This window comes from Paenibacillus silvestris, from assembly GCF_009882985.1.
GTDB lineage: Bacteria > Bacillota > Bacilli > Paenibacillales > NBRC-103111 > Paenibacillus_E > Paenibacillus_E silvestris.
The window spans coordinates 234,295-257,958 of sequence record NZ_WTUZ01000039.1 but is presented as its reverse complement, the minus strand read 5'-3'; the positions used below and the strand labels follow the sequence as shown (position 1 = coordinate 257,958).

Below are 23,664 nucleotides of genomic sequence, written 5' to 3'. Positions count from 1 at the left end.
TCAAAAGTTCTATCGGAGAATGCGACTTTAACGTCAGTCTCAAAAAAAAGGAACGTCAGATCTTCCTGACGTCCCTTTCTCATCTAGCAAGATGCTGAAACTTCCCAATAATTCGGCTAAAGCATTGCTCGGGGAACTGGAGTCCCCTATTTTTGAGAAAAGCGGACTCTTCCCTCTCAGAGCAGAACTACAAGGCGTTATTTGAGCTCATTGGCGCATTTTCCAGATGAAATCAGCAAATAGGGGAACGTAGTTCCCCCTTGCGCGTGGAAAATAGGCTCTTTCATCGAAATAGCGGACTACAGTTCCCTTCATTTCCTTTTATACGAGTAGGCAGAGCCATTACTGAATTGCTCTTCCCATTCTGGTGCAGCAACGCCTGCTACTTCTCCATGAAGAAGCGGATCCTTCGTAGCTCTCATCCAATTATCCACTCTCGACCTAAGCTCTTCGAGAACTTCCTTATAAGCTGGCAATACCGCCAAGTTGCTCGTTTCAAGCGGGTCCTTTTCCAAGTCATACAGTTCCTCTGGAACGTTAGGTACGTAATACCCTTCTCTTACGGCAGCCCCTGAAAGACTGCGGTGAATATCAAGCGGTAAATAGACCGAAGGACCGTCCTCAAAATTACGGATATATTTGTACTTCTCCGTACGTATGCTCCTCATCGGGTGATACAGGTCGTGCCAAGTGAGCTCCGAGAAGAAATGATCACGGGTTGGCTCATTCGTTGCCGCCTCTTCCAAAATAGGCAAGAAACTGTTGCCATCAATCCCTTGCGGTGAATCTGCACCAGCAAATTCAAGTAGCGTCGGCATTAGGTCGATGTTGCACAGCAGTTGATCTACAACCTTACCGCCTTCTATGCGGCCAGGATAATACATAACTAATGCTGTTTCCAAACCTGCATCCATCAAGGTGCCCTTTGCTCTAGGAAAAGCAATGCCGTGATCGGTTGTATAGATGACAAGCGTATTTTTATCTAACCCAGTAGCTTCTAAACTTTTTAAAATATGTCCAATGCTTTGATCCAATATTTTCACTGATCCATGCAGCAGCGCAAAATCCTCCCGAACTTTCGGCGTATCTGGCAAATAAGGAGGAGGAGTGACTCCGTCTATCGGATCAGCAATCGCCTCGTATTCATCGAAATCACGATGTGTCTCAAAAAAACCAACCGAAGCAAAAAATGGCCCGCTATCCGTAGATGCTGCTTTCTCCTCTAAATACTGGGCAACTTTTATCGCGACATCAGGCCCACGATCACCTGGCACAGGCAATACATGTTCGTAGCCTAATTTATAGGTTGAGGAAGTGAGTCTGCTATCCGGCTCATCAATCGTTTCATGGCTAAAACCAATTAATGAGGTTTCGTAGCCGTTTTTTTGAAGTTCTTTAGGCAAAGTCGTTACATCCGGATTCATAGAAAATCCAAGATGAGCCAAGCCGATCATACCGTGGTTATGCGGGTATAAGCCACTCAGTATACTTCCTCTACTAGGGCTGCATTGGGGCGCCGGACAGAAATACTGGTCAAAACGCACACCTTTATCGGCCAGATTATCCAGATTAGGGGTTTCTACTTGCTTGCCGTAACAACCTAAGTATCTACCTGTATCATGCGAAATCATCAATAGAATATTGGGTTTGTCCATGTTACTCTCCTTTAGTGCTTACATTTTTTTGTGTACGCTATTCTTTTACAGCTCCAGATGTTAATCCAGAAATAATGCGCCGCTGAAACAAAAGAACAATGAGAACAATAGGTACTGTCACAATAATAGCTGCCGCTGATATTTCTCCCCACGGGAACGTGAATTCCCCCTGAAACATGGCGATACCTACCGGTACCGTCATCATACTTTCCTTCGTGTTGATTGTTAGGGAAAAGAAAAACTCATGCCACGCATCAACAAAAACAATGATGGCTGTTGTAAACAGGCCGGGAGAAGCTAAGGGCAGCAATACTTTCCAGAAAGTTTGCAGGACGGAAGCCCCATCCATTTTAGCCGCTTCATCGAGTTCATAAGGAATTTTCGTAAAAAAAGAAGTCATATACCAAATGGATAACGGCAACGCAAATGTCGTATAAGGGATAATTAAGCCTAAGTACGTGTTGCGTAAGCCCGTAGCTTGCATAAATAGAAAAATAGGCGATATGGTGGCAATCTGAGGAAACATAGAAACAGCAAGCAACACGCCTAAAAATACGGATTTTCCCCAGAAATGCAGCCGTGCAATTGCATAGGCGGCAAAAGAAGCAATCATTAAACTGAACACCATGCTAAGCCCCGCAACAGCGAAACTGTTTATTAAAAATCGTCCAAAAGGATGATTGGCAAACACACTTATATAGTTGCCTAACGTATAACCAGGTACTAACACATCGAAAGCATGTATGCCGTATAAATATTGAGGTTGTTTTACTGAAGCTATAAATACCCAAAGAAATGGAAATATGATGACTGCAACAAATACCATTAAGCCGGCGTAAAAAGGCAGGCTCGCTTTCCTAACCATGTCGCTCTACCCCCCGCGTTTGCTGATCACGTCGCCGCCTAATATTTTCACGTAAATTGTACAAATAACAGCAATGCATATAAATACAATGACAGCCAATGCTGATCCAGCCCCGAAATTTAACTCTGAGAACATGGTTTTGTACGCGTAAATCGACAATGATTCTGTGGAATTGGCCGGCCCACCACCGGTTAATACATAGATAAGATCAAATACACGGAACGCATCCAATGTACGGAACATAAGTGCTACCAGGATCGTCGTCTTGAGAGACGGCAACGTTATATGCACAAACTGTTTCCATTTATTAGCTCCATCCATTTGTGCGGCTTCGTATAAGGAGCTTGAAATCGTCTGCAGGCCTGCAAGCAAAAGCAGCGCAACAAAAGGTGCTGTTTTCCAGGTATCAGCCAAAACAATAGAGAACATGGCTCCCTGCTTGGTCGATAACAACGTGCTCATATCAGAAATGACACCGATTTCCGCAAAAAGTTTGGCAACGACACCATTTTGTCCATCGTAAAGGAAATGCCAAATCATCGCCGATATAGCTGTTGGTGTTGCCCAAGGGATTAAGACGGCCGCTCGCACGAGACCTCTGCCACGGAAACTGCGATTGATCAGGATCGCAATGAGCAGACCAAATAACATCTCCATCGATACGGCATATACCGTGAACAGCGAAGTATTTCCAAGAGCATGCCATAAACGGGCATCCGTCATGAAGCGCTTGTAGTGTCCTAAACCAACAAAATTCGGTTTAATAAAAGAGTCTTGAAGCGCCTTTGTTAATCCGATAGCGTCATCTGGGCGTTGTAGCGCTCCGGTTTCCTTGAGTTGGAGCAAACTTATGCGCATCTCGTCCAGACTCGATTGAATCCGTTCTGCCTTCTGGTTGTTCAATTCCATATATTTCAATTCATCTGGAACTGGTTTGAAGTCATACAGAAGCTTATCGATCTCTTCATATCTGGCATTTAGAGAAGCGTCACTCTGCAATTCATTCTTAATCTGCTCTGCCTTCTCTTTTAGCGGTCGCAACTCCGCGTTCAAATTCTTATTTGCTGATGCTTCTTTATCAAAAGTTCGGAGCAAAATCGGTAAAGTCTGCGTATATCTCTCCATATCCAATGCGTAGGTCGAATGGATTTCACTTCGCGTTGGATCATTCAAACGGACATCGTACAAGCTGATCCACATGGAGCGCAGAACAGGCCATATCGCAATTGCGCCAATCAGTATAGCAGCCGGCAAAACAAATACATAAGCAAGTCGAGCTTCTCTGGTCATTTTGCTGCGTTTGTTACGGTTAAACATCCGGGGTATCACCTGCCTTAATTACGTCGTGCGCGAATGAAAGGAAAGGAAGGGTCACACCATGGTCGGTAGACCCTTCTTTATTTGATGTTACTTGCTGACAGCTTGCTTGATCTGGCTCTCCAGATTGGAAAGTGTCTGTTCCGGCGTCTGCTCACCTGCAATTGCCTTAGAAACTTCCACCTGAATCACACTGGAAATCTTAGCGTATTGAGGTGTAATTGTACGTGGAATAGCACTTCCTAGACTATTTACAAAATCACGGCTAGCGAATAACGGACTTGCCTTTTGAACATCAGCATCATCAAACAATGGCAAGTAGGTTGGCGTTTGCGTACTGTTCACGGCGATAATTTTTTCCCCTTCAGCACTTACCGCGAATTTCAAAAATTCCCATGCTTCCTTCGGATGCTTGGAGTATTTATTGATTGCCGCCAACCAACCGCCTAATGCTGCAGCAGAACGGGCATCTCCCGCTGGAAGGGGAGCAATGCCTACATTGCCTACTACTTTCGAGACCTTCGGATCGTTAGCTTGCGCATAAAGTGCCGGCCAATGGCGGGCGAATACCGCGCTACCCTCAATAAAGGCATTTAAAGTTTCTTTCTCAGTAAAAGTATTCAAATTCGAAGGTACAGCAGAAGATTTGGAAATTTGAACGAGTTTCTTCAGTCCTTTCAGAGCCTCGGGACTATTGACCACGACATTCCCTTTGCCATCGATAATGCTCCCACCGTAGGCTGCGACAAGTTCCGTGAAGCTGACGGCTAAACCTTCATATTGCTTAGCTTGCGTGACAAACCCATATTTCGTGCCGCCTTGCCCTTTCAATTGTTCCGCCTGTTTGAGCAGATCATCCCATGTTTTCGGTACTTCTTTAACCAGATCTTTACGATAGTATAATAGCCCCGCGTTATTGTAACGAGGAAGGGCCCATTGCTGACCGTTAAAGTAGCCTGCATCGATGCCACCTTTTAGATATTGGCTGGTTTCAACCTTATCTTCCTGAATGAAGCGGTCAAGAGGCAGCAGAAAACCAGCTTGCGCAAATTCAGCGGGCCAAACGACATCAAGATTAACAACATCCACTTCAGCAGATTTTCCGCCCAAAATAGTGACCAGTTGATCATGCATCTGTGAAGAGTCATTCGGAAATTCCCGTACTTCTACTTCGATATTTGGATGCTTTGCCTGGAACGCAGCGATCAGCTTCTTCGTTCCTTCTGTTTGATCAGCACCTTGGCTGAAAACAATTTTCACTTTCTCATTCGTCGGTGATGAAGACTCCGCTGCCTTCGTGCTTGCCTTGGGTTGTTCTTTCGAAGGCTCGGTTTTGTTTCCGGACGTACTGCTTCCGCATGCGCTAAGCGCCACAATCAATGATAATAAGAGTGCCGTGTTTGCTGCTGTTTTTTTCAACATAGTTACAACCTCCCAATGATGGTTTTTCATTTGAATGCATAGGTATTCCAATCTATGAAAAGCTTTTCAGAAAACGCTGGGAAACGTTCAAAGCGAATCCCTTTACCACGATGTGCCCCTTTTATTTCGTTAAGTTATACACGGTCTCTCGTTCTTCAATCCAATGATCCATATAGGTTCTTAACTCTTCCAAAGGCTCGCCATTAATCATACGGTCCAGCTTCCGGATGACCAATTGCCCCATTTCATACAAAGGCTGAGCGACTGTTGTCAGTTTAGGGAAACACATTCCCGCCATCCTTGTATTGTCAAAGCCAATGACCGATATGTCATCTGGCACTTTAATTTTGTTTTCATGCAAATAAGAAATGCACCCGAGTGCTCTTTCATCACTTGTGGCAAAAACCGCGGTCATTTCCGGAAATTTCTTATGTAGCCTTTTGACAGCCTCGTACCCATCTTTAAAATGATAACTGCCATATTCAATACAGGTATCGGGATCAAGTTCAATGCCATGTGTTCTTAAGGCTCTAAGAAAACCTTGGATCCTTGGTAACCCTGATATTGGATCCAGCATAGAGCCGCTAATCATGCCAATCTGTCGGTGCCCTTGGCGTATCAAATATTCAGTTGCATCAAATGCAGCCTGTTCGTCATTCACTTTTACGGATGGAATCTCGTATTCCAGACTATGCGTTGCTGCGAGCACAATGGGTACTCCCAGTTGTTTGAAAAGCTCGTAATTGTCAGGGAAAACAGGCTCACTTGTAAAAACAATGCCATCAATTTGCTTTTCACTTAATACTTTAAAGCTGGCATTCTTGCGGTCCTGATTGTTATCCGTATTGCAGATAATCAAATTATTGCCGCTCTCTCTCGCAGCATCCTCCATCCCTTTGATCAACTCGGCATAGAACAAGTTGGAGATATCAGGAATAAGAACGCCTAAAGTCTGAGTACGCTTGTGAATTAATCCGCGTGCCAGCGCATTCGGTGTGTAATTCAGCTGTTTGATCGCTTCCACAATCTTATCACGCTTGTCTTTTGCGACAATATCAGGGTTATTTAATACACGTGAAACTGTACTTATGGAGACATTCGCCATTTTGGCCACATCTTTAATTGTTGATTTCATCTCATCCACCTGCTAAATGTTGTGAAAAGCTTTTCATATATCATATCAAAGCTATCCGGATTGTTCCACAAGACATTTCCAAGAAAAAGATAAGATCATAGACCAACAAATATACCTAGTATTATACTCGGTTTAATTTGAATATCAATAGGTTTCAATAATTTTTACTTATAAATGACCGAGGGACAGCTTTACTTGGCAAATCGACATTACCGAACAAGAAAGCAGCCGTACATAGAAAAAGCCCAGGAACTAAGCGAGAACAGGCCGCTTAGCTCCACTGGGGCGTTACGTTTTCATGCACTGAACTCCTTCGTCTCCTCCGCCGAATGCCGCGCTTCGGCAAACTGGCTGCCTGGATAGGGAAGCTCATAGTGATCACGAAGGGTCGTACCCGTGTACTCCGTTCGAAACAATCCCCTGCGCTGCAACTCAGGAACGATGAGATCAAGGAAGTCCTCTAGCCCCCCTGCCATCAGCTGCGGCATAATATTGAAGCCGTCGGCCGCTCCGTTCTTGAACCAATGTTCCATCACATCAACAATCTGCTGAGGCGTGCCTGTTATCGTCCGATGACCGCGTCCTCCGGCCAGACGCTCCAGCAGCTGACGCAGCGTCAGATTCTCTCGATGAGCCATCTCGACAATCAAGTGTGTGCGACTTTGATGGCCTCTCACTTCTTGAGCGGGCAGCTGCGGCATCGGGCCATCCAGCGGATAACCCGTCAGATCATAGCCGATTCGATTGGACAGCATCAGCAAGCTGTGGGCCGGGTTGGAGAGCTCGATGAGCTTCGCTTCCTTCTCTTTGGCTTCCTCTTCAGTGCGCCCGATAATCGGGCAAATTCCCGGCAGAATGACGATGTGCTCCGGCAATCGATTCAATTGAGCCGCCCGCTGCTTCATATCTTTATAGAAGGATTCCGCTTCTTCAAACGTTTGCTGAGCCGTGAAAATCGCTTCCGCATGCTCCGCAGCGAACTGTCTGCCATTCTGCGAGGAACCGGCTTGAACGAGCAGCGGCCTCCCCTGCGGTCCACGTGAAATATTAAGCGGCCCCTTCACGGAGAAGTGGTCCCCTTTATGATTAAGCTCGTGCACCTTGGAGCTATCTGCAAAAATGCCGGCTTCCTTGTCCCTGACAAGGGCATCGTCTTCCCAGCTGTCCCACAGCTTCGTGGCAACGTCCAGAAACTCCCGCGCCCGATCATAGCGCGCAGTGTGTTCCGGGATTTGCTCATAATTGAAATTCTGAGCCTCCGCATCCGTCCCGGACGTAATGATATTCCAGCCAGCGCGGCCGCGGCTAAGGTGGTCGAGTGAAGCAAACCGCCGAGCCAGATTGAACGGCTCGTTGAAGCTTGTGGACACGGTCGCGATCAGACCGATTCGCTTCGTGACCACGGCAAGTGCCGACAGGAGCGTCAGCGGCTCGTACCCGCTGGTCGCCCCATTCCGTACCGCGTTCGGACTGGTCGCTACCCGATCCGCAAAGAACAGCGAATCCAGCTTCGCGGCTTCCGCTTTGGCAGCCAGACGCTGGTACAAAGAGAAATCAAGCAGTTGATCGAGATTTGACTCCGGATGCCGCCAGGCGGCTTCATGATGTCCCATCGGAGAAACGAACAAATTCAGATGTAGTTGACGTTGTTTTTCACTCATAGGATACCCCTTGTTTGATGAATTAGAAAAAGCTCCCGTTCAAAGGCTGCCGCACGTGGAACTTGTACGGTGACCTTATGTTAGGGAGCCTTTGGATGACCAATTGGCAGATAACGATTATTTTCATAATTTTACAATAATTAATCCGATTATACAAGTGGGATAAATACGTTTTGTTTTGGGAATATAATTAGGGGCATATTAGTTTAGGCATGTTTTCAGAGGAACAATTAAATCAGAAGGCTAGGTGTAATGGGTGGAAAGCAAAAAGTGGGACCTAATATCAATAGCCTCGATACCACTTATTATGACGCTAGGAAATTCCATGCTAATTCCTGTACTGCCTGCTATCCGCAGCAAATTGGGAATTACTTCTCTCCAGGTGAGCTTATTAATAACGATTTATTCGGCTGTAGCCATCCTATTGATCCCTGTGGCCGGGTACTTATCCGATCGTTTTGGCAGAAAACAAATTATTATCCCAAGCCTGATCATCAATGGTATTGGCGGTTTACTTGCTGGATTAGGCGCTTGGTGGATCGAGAATCCTTACTTGGTTATCATGCTGGGTCGATTATTACAAGGCGTTGGGGCAGCAGGTGCTTTTCCAATCGTACTGCCTCTTGTAGGGGATATATTCAAAAAAGAAAGTGAGGTAAGCAGCGCTCTAGGCATCGTGGAAACCGCCAATACATTTGGCAAAGTTCTTAGTCCCATACTTGGATCGGCTTTTGCCTTAATCATCTGGTTTGCTCCCTTTCTTGCCATTCCTGTTCTTTGTATCATATCGGCGGTAATGGTCGCATTTCTAGTTAAATCGCCGCCTAAAAAGAGTGATAGCAAGGTTACTTTTGCTCTATTCCGAGCAAATATGAAACAAATTTTCCTCAATAACGGTAAATGGTTATATGCCACTTTTGCCATCGGATGTATATGCATGCTTGCTATCTTCGGAACTTTGTTCTATTTGTCTGACACTCTTGAGGATGACTACCACGTCAAAGGGATAATCAAAGGTTGTATCTTGGCAATCCCCTCAGCTGCACTGTGTATAGCTTCGTTTATGACCGGCAGATGGATTGGTAGAAATAAAATTCTAATGAAATGGCTCACATTTGGAGGCATTACGTTAGCTGCGGCTAGCTTCATAATAAGTGGTATGTTGCATGCTATCATTTGGCTGATCGGTTTAATTAGTCTAGGAGGAATCGGAATTGGTGTAACGTTGCCATGCATGGATGCCATGATTACAGAAGGAATTAATAAGAGTGAGCGCGGAACCATCACTTCCCTTTATAGTTCAATGAGATTCATAGGTGTAGCCGTCGGTCCGCCACTTGCTGCTATCCTTGTGAAAATCTCTCCTCACTTGATGTTCTATATGATTACAGGTGTCTGTGTACTTGCAGCGGTTCTAGCTTTATTCACGATAAAACCAGACCAAGACGAGGCCGCGGCACAGTAAGGAACAGATCTCAAAGTCTCACTTTGAGATCTGTTTCACGTTTTCTTTTAGACAATATCATACTAGGACGATGCTATCCGTGAATACACCATATCCGTTAACTTCTCTGTGTCGTAACTCACATACTGGTTAGCTAAATTTCTCATTGGATCCCCAGCATAATAACGTTCATAAAGCTCATGCCTGGATCCGAGCGGGCTTCCTATTAAATCCCATGCTAGTTTAAATAAACGCACTTTCTCATCCGCACCTGAATTTGTGGCTCCTTGCAGGTATTTGTGTATGAATGGAGATAACGGTCCATCCATTTCCGAGCATGTGGAAGGAACTTGGAAGAACCCCCCCGCTCCTATGGTTTGAATGATTTCGAGCGCACGAGGATAATAGCGGCTGCCCAGATTTCTTGCTGTTTCGATATATTCAAAAGAGGGCAGCATATTGCCGAATTCATCTGCTTTCGCCGATGCTTCCGATGCGACAATGAGCCCTTTAATCGTTTGGATTTGATTAATCAGTTCACCTAATTTCTCTTGAATATTGATATAGGCATGAACCCCGATAGCTTGTGCAATCGCGCAAGCTACACCAGTTGCGAATTCAAGTTTGACTTGCAGACGGATAATGCTTTGATGATAGGCAAGGCTGTTAGAGGCTTCATTGGTTCGAATACTCCACAACGCCTCGGGTTGATCGTGCAGAAGCACGCGTTCCCAAGGAACTAACACATCGTCAAAGAACAGCACAGCATCCATTTCATCGAAACGTGAGCTAAGCGGGTGATCTTCCTTGCGGGTCAACTCCGCGAATGATTCCCTACACATCATATGCAAACCTGGCAAATTGGCCGGTATAATCATCATATGTGCGTACTCAGGCCGATCGTCCGGTATTCTTGCTACTGGGTAAACAATGAAATCGTTCGCGTATGGAGCGGCGGTTGCGATCATTTTCGCTCCTCTGATGATAACTCCCTCGTTATTTCGACCAACTACACGCAAGACAGCATCCGGATTCTCTCCTAGTGTTTGAGATCGATTGATTTGAGGGTCGCGCTGAACAGCCGTAAGAAATAAGTCCCTGGCCTTCGCCTCTTCGTAGTAACTTGCTAGCTTTCCAGCAAAATGGTTATCATATTTCCGATATCTCTCTCTTGTCGCATACCAGCCTGTCAGACGTGAACGCGCATAATCAGAAAGGCGACTCATAACCCCTGAGGTGCTCTCCGCCCAAATTTGAAAGGCTTTCGCCCGTTTTGTCAGATCTGTGCTGGTGCGTGGGACCAAAAATGAATAATGAACAAATTTCCCTTGAGCTGTATCATGGAAACCAATTTGACTACAAAGGTCCGGGTCGTCCAGCATGGAAAATAGTCCTGAGATCGTATTTAGAGTTCCTGCAAAAGCTGGGTGTGAGGAAACTTCGACGTCCTTCCCTTCCAACCATACCTTCCGGCCGTCATTGAGGCTTTGAATAAATTGTTCCCCTCGGGTTAACATCAAGTAGTTTCCACATCCTTTATCTGCAGATTAAATTGACCATCAAGTAAGTTTTGAAGCGTCGTCTGTTCCAAAACTTGAGCAATAACCTCTCTGATTAGTATCCATAACGGTTTCAAAAGACATCCTGCCTCTAACTCACAAGGCTCGTATTTGGTTAGGCTGGCGCAGCCCATTGGGGCTAACGGTCCTTCCAGCCTACGAATGATTTCGCCTAAGTTCACTTGTTCAGGTGTATGCATAAGCCTAAAACCACCATGCTGGCCTCGCCTGCTTTCTACATAGTTCAACTTCTTAAGCTGCAGCATGATTTTTTCCAGATACATCTCAGTCACCAGCGTTTTCTGGGACAATTCACTAATAGCCAACCATTCATTTGGATTTTGTCCGAGTATGATGAGGGCTCGTAATGCATATTCGCCCCTAGATGATATTTTCATCGGATCCCTCCTCATATATGACTGAAATCATCCTATTTCAAATTGATTATAATTTTGATTGGTCGTCCAAACAATCGCCATATGACCCCTATGAGATTAGCCTAACAATAAAAGGCTGAGCTTTCGCTCAACCCAATGTCTCACCGGATACATTTTACATGGAAAAAATACAGTTAATTTGCTCATATGAGCTAATGATATGGAATTAGATGGAAATAATCCTGCTATTCCGCTCGTTTTCTCAGATATGGGGCAGCTGTAGAAGAATTAACTGGAGGAACTCCACTAATCCACCACCACCACCACTCAGCGCCATTTTTAACCGTATAAATTCCTGTTATTTCACTTTAGGCGTAAATAAAATCCATCCGCATCCGGATAGACTCGCTTAAAATCCATCCAGTGAAAAAGCTAGCACTAGGGCCAAAATGATAGATAACAAAATCGCAATCGTACTGATTGCAATTGCAATGATACTTTTCTTTTTCTCAGTCTTCATGCGAGTCAGGCTTAGAACAATACTAATTATTCCACAGATAATACCAAACAGCGTTGAGATGAAAATAACGCCAATTACGGCAACGACACTAAGAATAATCGCTGCATTTACATAACGTCTCAATATGATTATCCCCCTTATCTGCCCGGCTGCTTAGCGTTTCTAGTACGTAATAGAGGCTACCATTTCTACTGGTAGCCTCGTCGTTTCATTTTGTTTGAATTTATCACAATGATGATAAAACCGATTTCGGCAGCTTGCAAACCACGCTGTAGGCGGGATTGAACATATTTGCAATTTCATATTCAACGGCTTGACCTAGAAGCAAGCTGGCTTCCGATGAGGTTAAGCCGCAATCTTCCTGCAGCAGCCGAAACATTTCGGTAGTTGCATGTTGTAGGGCCTGATCAAGCGGCCGGGCATTACCGATGCAGAACCAATGCGTGTCGGTTTGGCCCCGTGGCCAGCTTATCGTTTTACCCTTTTGAACGCTTACTGTGAACTGAACATCCATGGATATTTCGAGACCTGTCCCCATGATTTCTCCATCGCCTTGCAGTGCATGCCCATCGCCCAAATAAAACAATGCCCCCTCAGCTGACACCGGAAAATAAACTGTCGTGCCTGCGATCAGGCCTTTATAGTCCATGTTACCGCCATATTCACCGCTTGTGGCCGTCGAAATGAACTGCCCTTTGGATGGTGCTACACCAAAACACCCTAGAAAAGGCCGCAAAGGCAACTTCAATTTAGCCAGCCCGGGCGTCGGCTCCTTCAGATAGGCAACCCCCTGCGCAACATCTACCGTCCAGTGTACGATTTCAGAGGCCGGCAAGCTAGCAGCAACAGCTGGATCGATAACGGCCGGGGCAAGCATATTGGTTGTCCACGCCCAATCGCGGTTCGGCGTTATAGACTCGAATCGAACAGCAAGCGTATCCCCAGGCAGCGCCCCTTCGACATAGAAGGGTCCTGTCATCGGGTTCCCGCGAGCGGCTGCACTTTCACCTTTCTCGTCCCAGCCTCTTGCATCAACTGTCGTTGTAATGACTGTATCCCCATCCTGAACCATCAGAACAGCTGGATGCTGGCCCATTGTATGATAATAAAGCTGCGGGTTGAACGAATGAATCATGGCTACTCCTCCATCTCGGTTGGATAGTCTATTGATTCGACAACTGTTATTAATTCCCTACTCGGCATTAAATAAATGCCATAATAAGCTCTTTTGAACATGCATTCTATTCTCCGCCTGCTGATAAATAATAGAATGTTCGGATTCGATCAAATCCTCTTCAATTTCATATCCAGGATGAATCGGCATATCGTGCATGAGATAAGGAGATGATCCATTTAGATTTTTCTTGTTAATTTGAAAGGGCATCATGATTTGAATCCTTCTATTTTTCTCCTCCTGATACGCTATATCTTGAAAATGTTCCATATCCACCCAAGTATCTGTATAAATAAAATCTGTTCTATGAACAGCATCAGACAACCGACTCAAGGTTTCAACGCACCCGCTTGCATAAGCTGTACGCATCAGTTCCTCATCCCATGAAGCTTCATTAATGATTGGAGTAACTAACAAAAGTTTAATGCCCAATGTCACACAACCTGCTATCAAGGAGTTTGCAACATTATTATGAATCCCTACATAGGTTAAAGTCACATCTGCGAAGCTGCCTTTTATTTCGTATAACGTCATCAAATCAGCTAACGCTTGGCACGGATGGTACTTCTCACAGCATCCATTAATGACAGGGACATTCGAGTATTTCGCTAGCTCAAGCAAATCAGAATGCTTCTTTAACCTAGCCATAATAACATCACAGTTTCTATAGGCATATCGAACTTCATACTTAATGGGTGATAGGCTAAAATTACTTGAATCCCAGTCCATGGTCACAGCGTAACCGCCCATTTGGTTAATGCCAGACTGAAATGACAAGTTGGTTCGGGTCGAAGTTTTTTGAAACAACATGAAAAGACCTTTTTTATCACAAGCTTGGTAAAAATCTGTTGGATTCCGTTTGATCGCAATCCCTTTTTGAATAATGGCTAACAATGTATCCTTATCCAGTTCTTTTAAAGACAGTACATGCTGACTCATGATTTCACCTCGATGTATATTAATACAAATTAATGAATATATATTCATATTATTGCAGTTACATACCGGTGTCAACGGTTAGCTCCTTCTGCCCTACGTATCATGAAAATGTCTCAAAACAAAAGAGGCTTTCCCAAGTCTCCAATGACCGTGGGAGAGCCTCTTTAGATGAACAGGAAATACTACCGCTATTTAGTGGCGTAACACAGCTACAGCATGAATAACTGGAATTTCTCCTGTTAATGCGGACGACTGAGCTTGGATGCAGGGTTACAGATGCGAATTAACGGGTTTTTTTCCATTTATTAGACCAACCTGAAGAGAATTCCCTTGGAATAACTGGCGTTTTTCCCGCTAATCGTTTAACACCCCTCAGCCTCAAAAATCACCGGCTGATCTCCACGCTTCATCTTAATCAGGTAGCATCGCTCCCCTAGCGGCGACTTCAGAATATGCTCACCAGCAACTGTGCAGGTGCGGACCCAATCGGGCAGCTTGACGACAGTATCCGTATCTCGCTCGGCTGTTATCTCCGCTCGGAACTTCCCTGATCCGGTGTCCCACTCCAACGAAACTTTGCCCGTATGAAATCTCCAGTGGGTCAGTTTCCCCCGCTTCAATCGTTCAGGCAATGCGGGCAACAGCTTCACAATCCCCGGCGAGACCTGCAGCAGCATCTCTTGGATCGCATTCACCCAGCCCAGATTGGCATCGAGCTGAACTGGCGCCGTCGCCATGTTCATCGACAGCCCCATCCCCCGCCAATCATTATGCAGCGTGAACAAATTGGGAAGCAAGCTAGCACGCGATAGAATATCCAAGCATTCCAGCGAAGCGTCACCATCCCCTAGACGCGCATAGATCGCCGACATGTGCGCGAGCGACCAGCCGGCCTGCGCGCCAATCTCGCGTTTCTTGACTGCCGTCTCAAAAGCTTGAAATAGCGTTGGGTCCGTTTCTCTGGTCACTTCGTGCCCTGGAAATACAGGATACAGATGTGACAAATGCCTGTGAGCGTACCGATCTTCGAAATCGGTATGAATCCATTCGCTCACCGCTCCCTCGTCGTTCACTCGGTAAGCAGGCAGACGATCCAACATGTCTTGCCATTCCTCTGCTTCCTTCTCTGTATCTCCAACCGCTTGAACAGCTTCAATCAAATGCCGCAGCAATTCTTTCAAAATGGCGATGTCCATCGTCGCATTTATCGCTGTCGGCATTGGATGTGCCAGAGGCTTGCCGCCTGTCGGCATATAGTTGAGTGGTGTATTTTCCGGTGATACAGACGGATATAGCTTGTAACGGCCACTTTCGTCAATGACAAGAAAATCCTTATAGAATTGAAGGACCTCTCTCATGAATGGCAGCGCTCGCTCTTGCAGGAAGCCAGTATCTTCTGTGAATTTAGCGTACTCATAATAGTGCTGTGCCAACCAGCCAGCTGCTCCCGTCCAATTTAAAATAACCGGGACGATCTGACTGGGTACGCCGACACCCGCTGTCGTGCCAGCTGGCAGATAGATTCCCCGGCAACCGTACAACTTGCGAGCATTATCGCGAAAATCATCCATCAGCGACTCATAATATCGAAATAAGGATGGAACAAGCTCGCTTAAACCGCCGACATGCGCATGCCAGTACATCATCTGGATGTTCTCATTAGCCATGTTGTGACTCCAGACTAGCCGGTAGTCCCCTCCCCACAACCCATACAAGCCGAAAGGCTCCGCCTCCTCCGCAGCTGAGGTGCCGCTAAGGAATAAGTACCTGCCGTATGCCCACATTTTCCGAATAAGTGTCTCGGAAGCTTCTCCCTCATAGGCATCCAGCAGCAATCGCTCGTTAGTGCGAGGATCCGAATCCTCATCACCGAGAACAAGCAGCGCCGAACGATAAAGCGGTCGATGTAACGCGACATGCCGTCCCAGCAGGTGTTCGTAAACGGCACAAGTACCCGCACTGGTCTCCGATTCTCGAAGCAGATCGGCAAGCTCCAGCTTTAACCGGGGCCAGTCTTCCGATCGCTGACCCTGTGTAAATACTTTAACCAGCACGAGCACTCGATTTGCCCCTATGAAATGGATGACGCCATCTCCTCCAGTGGTTTGTCCACCTTCGTGAACAATCCGCAGTACCGCTCCAAAATCGCTTCCGTCATCGTTCGTAGCCGAGTACCACGTATGAGTTTCATCTGCTCCTGTTTCCACGGAGCTCTCCAGCTCCTTGTACTCCGGCGTGTCCGCCCAGCGGTCACTTGGATGAAGGTGCAAACCGATTTCACCGGTTATGCCGCTCCCCCCTTCTCCTTCGATCGTATAAACGAGACAATCATCGGCACGGGAAACGAACAACGTCCGCTTATACCGGCAATCCCCGTCATTCCAAGCCACTGTAATTTCACCGCTATCCATTGCAAGCTCTCGGCTGTACCCGCGAAAGGCAATCTTGCTCGGCATCGTCAGATGGATGGCTGCCAGTGGAAACCTGGAGGCCAGCTTCGTTCCATACCCCCGCTCCTTCAGGGCATCCGCCAACTGCCAACTCGCTTCCTGATAACGCCGCTCATCCATCAGCTTCCGCGTCTGCGCAAGCGTGAAGCTGACATCGGGAAGCTCATCTCGCTGTCCCCAGTGCCACAACTTCGCATGGTTCAGCAGCACCGTTTCCTCCTGAACACCACCGAATACAGACGCACCAAGCACGCCATTGCCAGCTGGCAACCCCTCGCGCCACATATTCCGCCACCAGGAGGCCGGGTAGCTCATCGTCAGCTTATCATCTCGGTTTTCTATACGCCCCAACATCTTATTCCTCACACTGCTCGCGCAACTGCTCCATCTCAAGTGTAGCTAGCAGCAAGGGGGCAACACCCATTAAGACATCGCTAACAATCGCTTCGCTTAAATAATAGGCATACGAGCCATCTCGGTATTTACGGCCGCCAAGACCCGCACCGTGACAGATATGATGAAGATGCACACCTTGCTCGTCTTCCGTCACGAAACGTTTCAGGATTCCTTCATAAGCTCTTTCTACGACGCTCCGGTCGATTTCCGCCAAATATTCCAGCCTAATCCCCTTTACGATCGCATAAGTAAGCATGCAGGAACCCGACGACTCCAGATAGTTGCCTTGCTGGCCGTTGCAATCCATTACTTGATACCAGACACCACTTTCTTGATCTTGTGCCCGTACGACGCTATTAACCATCCTTTCAAAAATGCCCATGAGCTGTCCACGTTTCGGATGCCCAATTGGGAAATGCTCCAGCGCATCCACCAATGCCATGGCATACCAGCCCATTGCCCGTCCCCATACATGTCTCGATCGGCCCATCCCGCTGTCGCACCATCGCTGCTCCTGCGTTTCATCCCAGGCATGATGCAGCAAGCCCGTCTTCGGATTACGCGTATGACGTTCGACAAGCAGTAACTGATGCGCAGCCTCGTCGAACCACTTGTTGTCATCGAATGTACGCGCAAATTCAGCCATATAGGGGGAAGACATATACAAGCCGTCCAGCCACATTTGATAGGGATATATTTTTTTATGCCAAAAGCCACCCTCAGTCGTACGCGGTTGACCAGCAAGCTGAGTGATCAGCAATCGCGCTGCTACCTCATATTTCGCTTCGCCTGTTTCCCGCCATAAACGAAGAAGATTCTTCCCTTTATTGATATGATCAAGGTTGTAATCGTTAAGTTTGTAACCGCGTATGGTACCATCCTCTTGCACAAACACGTCCATATGCCGCTTAACGAAATCATGATAGCTCGCCTCGCCTGTCCAATCACCTAACTTATCGATGGCTGCAAGCGCCATTCCAGCGACATATCCCCATTGGTTGGCAATTTTCGGATGGTACCCGTCTTGGCTATGCGATAGAATCGCTTCGCCGACCTTGACGGACATTCGTTCGATTTTCGTATCCAATATGGAAGTCTTCATATATTTATGCACCCTCTCGCTTCATTTTTTATGGCGTGAACAGCGGCAATACGCTAAAGTCCTCCGGGACGTTAACTAGATACAAATTTCCATACCCGTTCTTATCGCTCGTAAATAGCACACGCTTGCCTTGCGCATCAAAACGCGGATGAGCATGCACTTTCTGAGAATGAAAGCTGCAGCGCAGCTCACACAGCATGCGAGGTCCGTCGTACACCCCGTCCTGCTTTCGCCAGATGCTTAGCGTCTTCACTGCGCTTTTCCCGTCAACAATGGCTTGACCCAGACCATCTGAATAACCATGCCATGTATCGAAATTGAATTCTGTTTCTTCCAGCTCTGTATTGTCATACCGGATACTGCCGAAGAAATTCGTCCCGTTCGTACGGAACCCATGGTAGCCAATCGTTACGCCGTCTGGATAAAAAAATTCGTGGCCAACCTTTTCTTCAGGTTCTAGACGTTCGCGAATTTTCCATGCATGGCCTGTGCGTAAATCAAGTCCCCAGATGCGGTGATCGACCAAATGCCAAGGTCCCTCATGACAAAATGTCATCAGCCAAGGCTCCTTGGGAGAGGCATTGATATGCGTAATAAAGCGGTTTGCTTCATATATCGTTTCCACACCGCCGTTCACTGCATCGATGCGTACAATCATGCTGTGAGGAGCCGCTTCCATGAGTTCTCGATGCCCCACATAACCGTTGCCGAGGTCCAGTCGAATCCGGTGCGATAAGTCTTCTTGGACACACGTACAGACATGTTGACCGTCGGAGCTGGCGCTTACATTGCCGAGATGATATCCCTCAGGCGCTTCATATACCACTTTTTCATCAAAATCCCCACGCAGGTCTAGACGTATGATCTGTGTTCCGAGCTTTATGTAGACAGCGCTCCCATCCGGCAGCAAGCATGCATCGAGATGATCATTTCCCGGGTAATTGGTCAGCTGCGTAATCTCACCGCTCTCAACGTGCAAGCTATACAAATTCGTGCTATTCCCACGATCCGAGACGAAGATAAGGCGCTGTTCCTCATCATACCAACCGCTTTCCGTAAAATATAAATGATGGCTATGCGACTTATAATCCGTCAACTGTATCACTTCAAGGCCAGTGAATCGGTCCGTTGCCGATTTACGCTCCGAAGGCCATATTGTTCCTTTTGCCATACGATCGTCTCCTTCTTATCAATTCCATTCGTATTAAAAGTTGACCTACAACCAAGGTTTCAATCCTACCCAGTTCACGTTCCAACTGCCATCCTGCGGAAACCCCGGATTATTCGAATTCGTATTGCCTTCCCAGCCAGCAGCCATCATCGCAACAGCTGTCAATAACCCTCCGTTGCCTGGCAAATAAGCAGACAAGCCAACACGCTGATAGTTGTGGCCATTGGTTAAATACGTATTTTTCGCTGCGTCCATTAGCAGAAAGTCTACTGCCAGGTCTGGTTCACCCAGCCTTGCCGCCGTCATTGCACACATCGGGAAATCCCACCCCCAAGCGGAGCCCCATTTCCATACCTCTTTCACCTTCAGCAGCGTGTTCAGCATCACCTTGCGGTCAATCATGGTTCCGGGTAAAATGCCAAGCGCACCGAGCATCGATGGATGATCGTGATTTCTGGCTGTAAAGGTATCCGGGCACAGCTCATGGGCCAGATAAACGCCTTCAGCCTGCGGCGGATCGGCCATCCTCCCGGCAACCTGTGACCACTTCGGGTTCGGTGTTTCCTGCAGCAGCTCCGCCCAGCGAACCGCGATCTCCAAGCCATATTTCCAATACTCCAACTCGTACGGAGGATTTTTACTACCTGCAAGCGAGTGGCACTCCTGCGCTGGAATTAATGGTGGACCTAGATCGTAAACTTGCTTTGCATCATCGAAGTGGGCAAAAGAGACCATGAAATCCGCTGATTCATAGACAATATCGCGGAATCGTTCCAGCAGCTCTCTCGTCGGCTGAGCTTTATAGATCAGCTCAGCCAGCGTCATCGGGTGCGGCTGCTGCCAGATCAACCCTGGCGCAACGGGCGAAGGGCAAGGTTTGCCTTCGAAGTCGACCATTTTGGGCCAGCGGGCACCTTCATACCCTTGAGACTGCGCTAGTTCGCGTGCAACCGGCAAGATTCGGCTATACCAATCCATGCTTTTCAGCAGGATGTCCGCTCTTCCCCACAACGGAAAATGCGCGCCATGCCACCAATGCATCTCCAAGTGGGACTTGCCGAACCAGCTGTTGTACATAAGTCCTGTCTCTTGCGGAGGCAGAGAGCCACCACTGTGCATAGCGCACAGGAATTGCGAAAGAACCACGCGTCTCTCCAGCTCATAAGCTCGTGGATCCGAGCTGCCAGAGAAATCGATTGCCGCTCCGCTGAGCCAAAATGTCTCCCAGTGAAGCCTGCTCGCAGCCATCGTCTCTTCGAATGACGGGGCGATTTGCGCTGATTCCGGGGCGAAGGTTATTGAAAATTCAATCAATTCAACTTGTTCAGAAGGAGGGAGCAGCGTAAACTCATGTGCTCCTGTCCGTGTAAGTGTGCCCGCGCTCCAAGCCCACCTGAGCTCATATTTATCTTCATCCATCGTACGTTCCAGCAATGCTTCATTGCAGCTGCCTTCACGAAGATCCGTCTTGTGCCTATTGTCGTTCTCCCAGTCAGGAAACACAGCCTTCGCCCAACTTGTATTCGTCATATCCGGCGCTGGGAAACGAACGAACACCTGCAGCCGGCCTTGCGCAATTAGTCCTGATTGCACACGCACACCGATGGTATCGATCGAAGGATGACAAACCGTCGTAACATGAACCGGTACGCCTTGAATGGTATAAGCGCTAGTCAGTACACCTGACCACAGATCGAGCTGCTGGCCGATCAGCGCCACATCGGCTGCTTCTGCCACTTCCCCTGATTCCAATAGAAAACGAAAAGAGACTCGGCCTAGTTGCAGGCGGTGCGGATTCATCCTCAGCCAGTGGTAGGCCTCCGCAGTACTCCCAGGTTTCATCGGGTAACCGACTAGTCTGCCATGTGTTTCAAACATCTGGTGTTCAACATCTTGATCCGTAAATCGATTCCTTCCACCCGTATAATGCCAACCCCAGTTGGACTGCGTGCCTAGCGGTACCTCATATTGATCCGGGAATGTCTGTAACCCCGTGATATCCGCACTGAAGGCGAACTCCCCATTCCCCACAGAAAATGGGGACAAAGGGTCCCATTTATGCAATTCAGGGTTGTGCCTTTGTATGATTTGTCGTCTGTCCATAGTTCCTCCTATGTTCTCTTATCCGTTCCGACTGATATCGCTTGTTCACTCCAACATAGCGTCCGTACGGGTTCTCAGCATATCCCGGTACTTGCCCGGGGTTATATTCTTGAATTTACGGAAGCTTCGAATGAAGCTGTTCTCGTGCTGATAGCCGACCATAACCGCAATATCCGAAATCTTATATTCGGTCTTCAGCAGCAGATCCGCCGCACGTTCCAAACGCAGACGCGTCAAATAGTTATAGATGGTTTCTCCCGTTTCTTGCTTGAAAATCTGACTGGCTAAGGAGCTGCTAATCCCGACATCATCAGCAATCTCTGGAATACCGATGGTCTCGCTCAAATGCTGCTTCATATACTCAATCATGCGGTGACAGGTAATAAAATCCTTGCTTTGAATGAGTTTATGGAAGCGCTGAACCAGCGGATGGACACGCTTGCTAAGTTCCTCTTGTATGTCTCCCAGATGAAGCGTATTAAATCTTTCGAACGTGCTGCCCTCTGCCGATTCGTCATCGCTCTGGCATAACTGCTCAATACGCTCCAGCACGGCTCGTAGAAAAGTTAAAGCGGCAGAAGGATACCCATAATTGCTTCGCACATCGGAGATCAGACGTTCAACCGCTTCCAGTGATCCTGTCTCGTCCCCCGACTCAATCAATTGCGTTAGTGCATCCAGCCTTCCTGCGTCCACAACCGTCTCCATCACTTCATGCCCCGATACTTCATGAAACGGAATGATCTGCCCATAGCCTTGATAAAGCCGATAATTCAGTGCATTCTCAGCTTCCAGCATCGCTTGACGGAGCCAGGCAACTTCGGTTTGAGGAGTACTTACACCTGCCGAAATGCTAAACTTAAGCAGACTGGACACGACCTCGGCAGCTTCCTCCAACTTACGCTCAAGCACGATCCCCGCTTCAAGCGGCTGCAGCAATATCGCCATCTTGTCTTTCCCAAAATCGGCACAAACGACCCTCCACCTTTGCTCGAACAGCTCGGCCACGATGTTAGCCATAGCGAACTTCAATAACGATTGATCGTCACCCGTGTACTTGCGCGACCATTCCTCATATCGGTCGATCGATATGACGGCTACCGTAAAGGGTTCTGACGACCATTCACCAAAGTAGCGATGCCACTTTTCCTCTATATCCCGCTTGCCCGTCAAGTTCCCCGTGTACATATCATACAGCAGCTTAGATGATGCCTCCGACATCGTCTCTCTTACGAGCTGAGACAGATGCGCATGGTTAGTAAGCAGTTCACCAGCCAGCTTCTCAAGATCGATGCCTTCGGAATTCATAGACTTGCGGTCGTAGCTGCTAAACAACTGCATGAGCCTGCGAACAGGGCGGAAAGCAGCGGCATTGATATAGAAAATCGTCGCACATCCGAGCGCCAGAGCTGCTACGGAAACGGTCAAGACAACATTGCGAACCTTCTTGGACTTGGCCAGCAGACTATCCTGCACGACGATGGATACGTATTTCCAGCCCGTTACCTCCGAAACAAGCTGATTGACCAGCAATTTGCGATTCTGATGGGTAATGTCGCTGCTGCCATCTTCCCTGAGCTGGGCCAACGCCTGCCGAATGGACTCCTGGTCGAAATCATAGTTCGAGACCGCGTACAGGATCTCATCATGCTCGTCAATGATGTAACGCATCCGATTTAGATTGTTTAATACAGGAGGATTCAGCTTGGCGAACAGCTCCTCATCCTTGAGATTGACAGTTACAATTCCCTTAAACTGTCCTTGAATCATGATTTTGCGAAAAAGTGTAACTTCGGAGCCTTTTCTGCCGGCGCCCTCCGGCACCTGACGCTTCTTGATCACCGTCATGCCGTCCCCGAACTCGTCGACGACATTAATCCAATCTGAATCGTCAAAGTTGAGTTTGCTCGAGCTGTAGCCCTGCGGAATGGCGATGAAGCTCCCTTTTGTCCTGTCATACACATAGATACTCTTGATATATTTAGAATTGCTTATCAGAGTGGACAGCAATTGATAGATCTCCGATATGTTGGTGTACGAATTCTGTACCTCACTGGTCAGGAATGTATAAATATTTGCGTTCAAAGCGACCTGAATGGCGGCCTTATCACTCTCTTTGATAGCGTCATCAATGACGTTCATATTTAATTGAAGCATTTGGCGCTGCGGCTCGCTGAGCTCTTCCTGCAGGACAGACTTTGACGTATAGTAGGATGTCAGGCTGACGGCTAGAATGATTAGAAACACGGATACCGTTAAAATGAGTACGAGCCGGGTTTGCGTATGGGCTAAATTGTATTTCAGCCATTTTTTGAAGGATTGCGTCACGTTGGGGTTCCCACCTTATTAGGAGATCTTACTATTATAGCGCGAT

The 23,664-nt window shown here is 47.4% G+C and carries 17 protein-coding genes; 1 reads left to right on the top strand and 16 read right to left on the bottom strand.

What is annotated here, in order from left to right:
* Positions 1-311 precede the first annotated feature (311 nt).
* The 6 genes from GQF01_RS30450 to GQF01_RS30425 form a co-directional block, all read right to left on the bottom strand.
* Positions 312-1,655 (bottom strand): sulfatase family protein, encoded by a 1,344-nt coding sequence (locus GQF01_RS30450; protein WP_161410821.1) that lies wholly within the window; start codon positions 1,653-1,655, stop codon positions 312-314.
* 37 nt (positions 1,656-1,692) lie between these two features.
* Positions 1,693-2,520: a carbohydrate ABC transporter permease gene (locus tag GQF01_RS30445; protein WP_161410820.1), complete on the bottom strand. Its 828-nt coding sequence runs from the start codon at positions 2,518-2,520 to the stop codon at positions 1,693-1,695.
* A gap of 6 nt (positions 2,521-2,526) precedes the next feature.
* A complete protein-coding gene (locus tag GQF01_RS30440; protein WP_161410819.1) occupies positions 2,527-3,837 on the bottom strand; it encodes a carbohydrate ABC transporter permease in 1,311 nt (436 codons plus the stop codon).
* A 90-nt stretch (positions 3,838-3,927) separates the two neighbouring features.
* A complete protein-coding gene (locus GQF01_RS30435; RefSeq protein ID WP_161410818.1) occupies positions 3,928-5,259 on the bottom strand; it encodes an ABC transporter substrate-binding protein in 1,332 nt (443 codons plus the stop codon).
* A 121-nt stretch (positions 5,260-5,380) separates the two neighbouring features.
* The gene (locus GQF01_RS30430; protein WP_161410817.1) at positions 5,381-6,394 is read right to left on the bottom strand and encodes a LacI family DNA-binding transcriptional regulator; all 1,014 of its coding nucleotides are present in this window, start codon (positions 6,392-6,394) and stop codon (positions 5,381-5,383) included.
* Positions 6,395-6,690: 296 nt separating this feature from the next.
* Complete coding sequence (locus GQF01_RS30425; RefSeq protein ID WP_161410816.1) at positions 6,691-8,055, bottom strand: LLM class flavin-dependent oxidoreductase; 1,365 nt, start codon at positions 8,053-8,055, stop codon at positions 6,691-6,693.
* A 307-nt stretch (positions 8,056-8,362) separates the two neighbouring features.
* Between GQF01_RS30425 and GQF01_RS30420 the strand changes: the two genes are divergently transcribed.
* Entirely contained in the window at positions 8,363-9,520 is a 1,158-nt protein-coding gene (locus tag GQF01_RS30420; protein WP_161410815.1) for an MFS transporter, read from the top strand.
* Between the two features lie 62 nt (positions 9,521-9,582).
* Here GQF01_RS30420 and GQF01_RS30415 read toward each other — a convergent pair whose 3' ends face one another.
* From GQF01_RS30415 to GQF01_RS30370, 10 genes are all read right to left on the bottom strand, one after another.
* On the bottom strand, positions 9,583-11,016 hold the full coding sequence (locus GQF01_RS30415) for a 4-hydroxyphenylacetate 3-hydroxylase family protein (RefSeq protein ID WP_161411131.1): 1,434 nt from the start codon (positions 11,014-11,016) through the stop codon (positions 9,583-9,585).
* Positions 11,016-11,456 carry an RrF2 family transcriptional regulator gene (locus GQF01_RS30410; protein WP_161410814.1) on the bottom strand — a complete coding sequence of 147 codons (441 nt, stop codon included), beginning with the start codon at positions 11,454-11,456 and terminating at the stop codon, positions 11,016-11,018. The genes GQF01_RS30415 and GQF01_RS30410 overlap by 1 nt, the downstream gene beginning before the upstream one ends.
* Before the next feature lie 388 nt (positions 11,457-11,844).
* Positions 11,845-12,078, bottom strand: coding sequence for a hypothetical protein (locus GQF01_RS30405; RefSeq protein WP_161410813.1), 234 nt, complete (start codon positions 12,076-12,078; stop codon positions 11,845-11,847).
* A 103-nt stretch (positions 12,079-12,181) separates the two neighbouring features.
* Positions 12,182-13,090, bottom strand: a complete 909-nt coding sequence (locus GQF01_RS30400) for an acetamidase/formamidase family protein (RefSeq protein ID WP_161410812.1) — start codon at positions 13,088-13,090, stop codon at positions 12,182-12,184.
* Positions 13,091-13,147: 57 nt separating this feature from the next.
* Positions 13,148-14,068, bottom strand: a complete 921-nt coding sequence (locus tag GQF01_RS30395; protein WP_161411130.1) for a Rossmann-fold NAD(P)-binding domain-containing protein — start codon at positions 14,066-14,068, stop codon at positions 13,148-13,150.
* Between the two features lie 362 nt (positions 14,069-14,430).
* A complete protein-coding gene (locus tag GQF01_RS30390) occupies positions 14,431-16,872 on the bottom strand; it encodes a glycosyl hydrolase family 95 catalytic domain-containing protein (protein WP_161410811.1) in 2,442 nt (813 codons plus the stop codon).
* A gap of 1 nt (position 16,873) precedes the next feature.
* Positions 16,874-18,016: a glycoside hydrolase family 88/105 protein gene (locus GQF01_RS30385; protein ID WP_161410810.1), complete on the bottom strand. Its 1,143-nt coding sequence runs from the start codon at positions 18,014-18,016 to the stop codon at positions 16,874-16,876.
* 28 nt (positions 18,017-18,044) lie between these two features.
* Positions 18,045-19,187, bottom strand: coding sequence for an oligogalacturonate lyase family protein (locus GQF01_RS30380; RefSeq protein WP_161410809.1), 1,143 nt, complete (start codon positions 19,185-19,187; stop codon positions 18,045-18,047).
* 45 nt (positions 19,188-19,232) lie between these two features.
* Positions 19,233-21,290, bottom strand: coding sequence for a glycoside hydrolase family 65 (locus GQF01_RS30375; protein ID WP_161410808.1), 2,058 nt, complete (start codon positions 21,288-21,290; stop codon positions 19,233-19,235).
* 45 nt (positions 21,291-21,335) lie between these two features.
* Positions 21,336-23,618, bottom strand: coding sequence for a helix-turn-helix domain-containing protein (locus tag GQF01_RS30370; RefSeq protein WP_161410807.1), 2,283 nt, complete (start codon positions 23,616-23,618; stop codon positions 21,336-21,338).
* Positions 23,619-23,664 lie beyond the last annotated feature (46 nt).